This is a genomic window from Rhodoferax sp. OV413 (assembly GCF_945881795.1).
Lineage (GTDB): Bacteria > Pseudomonadota > Gammaproteobacteria > Burkholderiales > Burkholderiaceae_C > Allorhodoferax.
On record NZ_CAMCVG010000116.1, the window covers coordinates 1 to 5150 of the forward strand.

The window sequence follows — 5150 nt, forward strand, 5'->3', positions numbered from 1 at the left end:
AGCGTCGGGTCACCGGCCTCGTCCACGAACCAAGTCACTGCACCCGAATCCTCAGGCTCAGAATTGACGCTCTCCCTTTCAATAGTCATCACTCATCCAATCCGTTCATGTCATTCACTGCACCGTAAATGACACAAGTATTGCAGTCAATCGAATCGCAATTTCATCCCGCTCCGCTGCATAGTGAGCACGGCGATGGTCCTGCGGGCAAATGGCCACCACATTGGACGGATGGTCCAGGCCGTTATTTGCGAGCGGCACCACATGGTGGGTTTCCAGGTAGATGGAACCGGCTGCAGTAACAAACCCCGGTTCATTGCAAAGCTCGCACAGACCTCCTGCCCTTTTCAGCACCGCTTCGCGGACGGCAGCGGACCGGTCGCGAAGTAGTACGGTTGCCTCTCGCATGGTCGCTGGCGCGGGCGCTGAAAATTGATCTACATACTTTGACCTGTCCAATTCCGGACTCGCCTGATCTGGCGTTTTCAATGGGGCGTCAACGTCACCTTCAGCAGCAGGCAACTCAACGGACGCAAGCACAACCCCGCGCACCAACAACACGTTGCCCGTGTCGTTGTCGTACCCATGCATGAACCAGTTTTCCGCGTCCAACTTGCGCGCATCTACCGTCGAAGATGCTTTACCCAACTCTTCACGCTGCCTTCGATCACCCTCAAGAACAATAACCCTGACAGGCATAGCACGACGAAATGAGAGTTGCAATGCCCGATCAAAGGCCCTTGCACGATGCGCCTGGCTGCGCGCTCTGTTGCGCTCCTCACTGGGTTGTGTGCGGTCAATGGCCTTGCGATCCAACCCCAACGCCAAGTCGCGAAAATTCTCGTTGTAAACAATTGCCTGGCCAGATGGGAAATCCAATAGCTTCAAAGACCCATGCCAAATGCAGACCAAAAAGCCCTCTTTTTCTGAACCAAAGGCCCAGTCATAACAAAAGGACGGGTTTGCTTTAGGGTTCTTTACCGGCCTGCCCTCGGCAGTGGTGTGCCAAGGCGTTACGTCTATCCCAGCCTGCTCGACCAAATGCATCACTGAGAGGCGCTGCGTTGGCAGCAGGCTAGCTAAGGTTTCGAGGTCACTCATACCGCCACACCCGCGCGAACGACCTGAATCTGCCCTGCCCTGGACTCCACTTGTTTAGTTCTGACCATACTGCGCAACAGCGACTCCACCACTGCGGCAATGCCAGCGCCCGTTCGCGCAAAGCCCAACGCACGGGCCAGCAGCATGGGGGCTTTAGACTTGGCACAAGTGCCACCCGTTTCCCGAATTGCAGCCAAAAGCTGGGCCTTGAGGTGGTCGCGGTCGTAACCGTCGATGTCTTTGACCAACACGGTCAGCACACCGCCCGAGTTTTCGGCAATGCCACGGCGCACGGCGCGACGAATAGCAGTGTCCAGCTTGATCTTTAGCGCCGGGCTGGTGCGGGCATACCCCAACTCTCGCGCGGTGGATCGAATCAAGTCGTCCCGACTGAGCCCGCCGCTACCGGCGCTTGCTAAGACACGCCGAATGGCGCACATCACCTGGCCATCATTCAAGCTACGCATCTGCGCCGCGCTGCCAGAAGCTTTGCCACCCGCTGCCTTGGCAGGGGTGGCCCTAGATTTTGGGCGGTCTGGCCCTCCCGCTGCGCCAGCCATGTCTTCCAGGTCGTCAAAAAGGCTACTAGCCCCCGTGGGGCTTGCGTAAGAAGCTCTTTTTTTTGTAGCAGTTGCCGCCTTCTTCTGCGCCTTGAGCTGCTCTTTTTGCACCATTTGCTCGGCGGCCAGCGTGGCGGCGTCGGGCGGCGGGTGGTTCTGGCTAAAGGCTCCGGGCCAGCCCCCGTTGGCCTCAATGGCCACGTCCACCTGCAGCATCAGTTTCTGCGTGGCCTGCAGCGCCGCGTAGACGCGCAGCCAGTGGGTGATGTCGTCCTGGCTCAGGCTGCGGCCCGCCTTGTGCCGGTCGTACAGCCACTTGTGCAGCACCTGGTAGGCGCCAATGGTGTGTTGCCAGATGGACTGGTGCACGTTGGCAAAGCCGCTGGTGGCGTTGATGAACACCTTGCCCACCTTGTCAGCGGTGCCCTGCACCTCTGCCAGCTCGCGCGACTTCTCTGCCACCTTGATCAGCGAGAAATCAGTGCCAAACCAGGCTGTAGCCCTCGGAGAACGTGTGCAACCAGCTACTATATTTATAGCATCTTGGTGCTCCAGCAGATGCCAGGCAACCAACTCTGCACCCAGTTTGGCGAGTGCGTCGAACACCTTCCGACTACCGGGAATGGGAATGCGGGGGAAGTCGGTACGCAGAAACGCGGCGTAGCGCTGGCGGTAGGCCGGGCTGTGCAGCACAGCGTAGAGGTAATGGAAGATTTTCTCTGCGTGCAGAGCGGCTGTGAGGTCTTCGGGGCGGTACTCGGCGGGAGTTAGTCCGAGCACGGACTTTAAGGCATCCAAGAAGCTCTGTGAGAAGTTGGCGGTTCGGTTCGTTCCGCTACTGCCCCAGACCGGAAACATATAGGTTCGTTCTTTTGTCCGGTTGGAGACATAGGAATCATCCTGGACGGCATCGGTCAACAAAACATGCTCCCATGGCAAAGCAGCAAGTTGCTTACAAACACTGAGTGCAATATTCTTGCCCTTTGACATTTGGCTCATTACGTCTGAGCGCGGCCAATCCACGACATCCGAGCGATAGAGAATTTTTCGCGTGTCAAAAGGGCGGTAAAAAATGTCAGTGATGTCGGCGCGCCATTGCTTGCCTTTCAAGGCCTTCCGAGCGGCTGGCAGCTTCCAGCCTCGGCTGTCACCATCAGGGTATTTGTCGGAGCCCATACCTTTGAACATGCTCTCTCGAATTTGGTCATCGGAATACCTGCCGTCAACAAATTCACTAATCTTGGCCTCCAGAGCAGCCTGGTCGAAGTTGATTGCCAGATGATCACGGGCGGTCACTATGCCGGGGGTGTTGACTGGTTGGACTTGCACAAGAGGCCATGCCTTGGCGTACTCATCACTAAATGAATCGTCTTTTGGCGAGAAAAAATAGAGTGGCCCTGTCAGCGGCAGTGCGACGGCGGTAAGTCCTTGGAGCAGTTGTTCATACTTTTCGCTACGGGCACCAAACAGGTCTTTGTGCCGCAGCAATGTGTTTTGTGCGGCAGTAGTACGCATCAGCCCAACAGCAACGCCCTGCTCAATATCGAAAACATTCTCGTCTTTGCCTCCATCAATCGCAACCTCTTTCTTCTTGGCGTTGCCATGCAGATCGACAACGGTGATAGTTGGGAAAGTGCTGGTAAGACACTGACGCATGCCACGAAAAGTGGGGTTATCGAGGTAGCCATGATTGGTGACGTACCCCAACACGCCCACGCCTGCACATTCAACTCGCCATTGGCCAAAACGAATGAACTTGACATAGTCATCCTGGAGCCAGAGCTTCTTTTCACCCAAGGGCTTGCCGTCCACTTGGTAATAGCTTCTCACCACCGTGCCGTCCGGCAACTGCCCTTTTAACAAGCCATCAATCCACGGGAACATGTTGTTGGAAACACCCGAGTACGGCGGATTGCCCACCACCACCGTCGCCGCCAATTGCTCCTTCACCCGGTTCGCTGCCGCCGCCTCGTGCGCCAGCATGGGAGCCTCAAACGCCAGCCCCGGATTGATAGCATGCGCTGGCTCCAGCGCATTGGTCAAAAACACATTCACACGCGGCCCGTCTTCGGGGAAGGTGTAACCCGTCTCGGCCAGCTTCAGGCCGATCTTCATGTGCGCAATGGCATAGGGGGCCATCATCAACTCGAAGGCATACAGGCGCGGCAGCAAGTGCTGCTTGACGTATTCCACCCACAGTGGCTGCCATTGGGCCTTGGTCACTTTGCCTTGCTTGGCCCACTTGGCCAGCATGTGGGCGTGGATTTGGGTGATGACTTCCACGATAAAGGTGCCCGTGCCGGTGGCCGGGTCCAGCACCTGCACAAAGGGCGTGGCGGCGGTGCAGAACTTGGGCAGTTTCAGCTCGGGCTTACGCGCCATCATCTCGCCCCAGGTGATGGTGCTGGCCAAGCCATCTTCAATGCCGAACTCGGTTTTCAGAATCTCGTCCACACTGCGCACGATGAACTGCACCACCGGGCTGGGGGTGTAGAACACGCCGCGCTTGGCGCGCATGGCTTTGTCGTAGGCTTTGAGGAAGTCTTCGTAAAAGTGGATCACCGGGTCATCGCCGGGCTTGCTGGCATTGAAGCTGCGTAGTACCGCATCCATGGGTACTTCGCGCAGCACGGTCACCACTTCGTTGATGCCAAGTTCATCAAAGTCAACGCGCTTGCTCTTCTTGCGGTCGCGGCCAGCGGCATTCAAGAAATCGGCCAACAGCTCTTTAAGGAATGGGTTGGTGCTGGGCACCATGGCTGAAATGTCATCCGCAACCAGCGCGCCGCTGCTGCGGCTGGCGCGGGCGGTGAACAGGCCGTAGGTGATGGTCTGCGCAAACATGTCGGCAAAGCCGTCGTCAGACAAATCGGCGATGAGGTTGTCTTTGAAAGCCTTGTGCATTTGGCGCAGGTGGCCTTTGTCGCTTTCCAGCGCCAACACGGTGTTGACGCGCCTGCGGATGCGCTTGGCCAGCTCTGCCATGGCTAAGGCCAGGGTTTTTGCGTCATTGATTTCTTGGCGATAGCCCAGCGCAAACGCACCGGCCCATTGCTTGCGCCATTTGGCCAAGTCGTCTGCCGTGCGGGTGTTGGCCGGCCAGCGCAGTTTGTCGCGCAGGGTTTGCGCCACATAGCCCAATTGCATGGGGGTGTCGTCATCGTCCCAGCCCAGCACTCGCAGCGTGGGCAAGTCGCCTTTGGCGGACTCGTCGGTGAAATGGGCTAGCGCAATTTCGCGGGCGTTGCTTTCACCAAAGCTTGAGACAAATAGCAGGTCGTGCGCAGCCCAGGTCTGATGGCCGCCACTGGCTGCACGGCCTTTGGGCACCAATCCATTGAGCACGCGACGCAGTGCAGTAATAGGCAGGCGACCTTTGTTGAACTCCACAAAGAAGATGCCCCAGGGCTGGCCGCTGACCAGGGGACGCAACTGTTTGATGGAATTGACCTTGACTACGTGTTCGGCCTTGAGGTTGATTTCCTCCGG

2 protein-coding genes are annotated in these 5150 nt (G+C 57.6%); both read right to left on the minus strand.

The features are described 5' to 3' along the window. Positions 1-114: 114 nt before the first annotated feature. Entirely contained in the window at positions 115-1101 is a 987-nt protein-coding gene (locus Q0O05_RS11100) for an HNH endonuclease (RefSeq protein WP_293663056.1), read from the minus strand. Beyond that, on the minus strand, positions 1098-5150 hold a 4053-nt coding region (locus tag Q0O05_RS11105), incomplete at its 5' end, for a type ISP restriction/modification enzyme (protein ID WP_293663057.1). The genes Q0O05_RS11105 and Q0O05_RS11100, both read right to left, overlap by 4 nt.

Coding starts and splice junctions, on each gene's coding strand:
- Q0O05_RS11100 (WP_293663056.1), bottom strand. CDS start 1,101: ATGAGTGACCTCGAAACCTTAGCTAGCCTGCTGCCAACGCAGCGCCTC.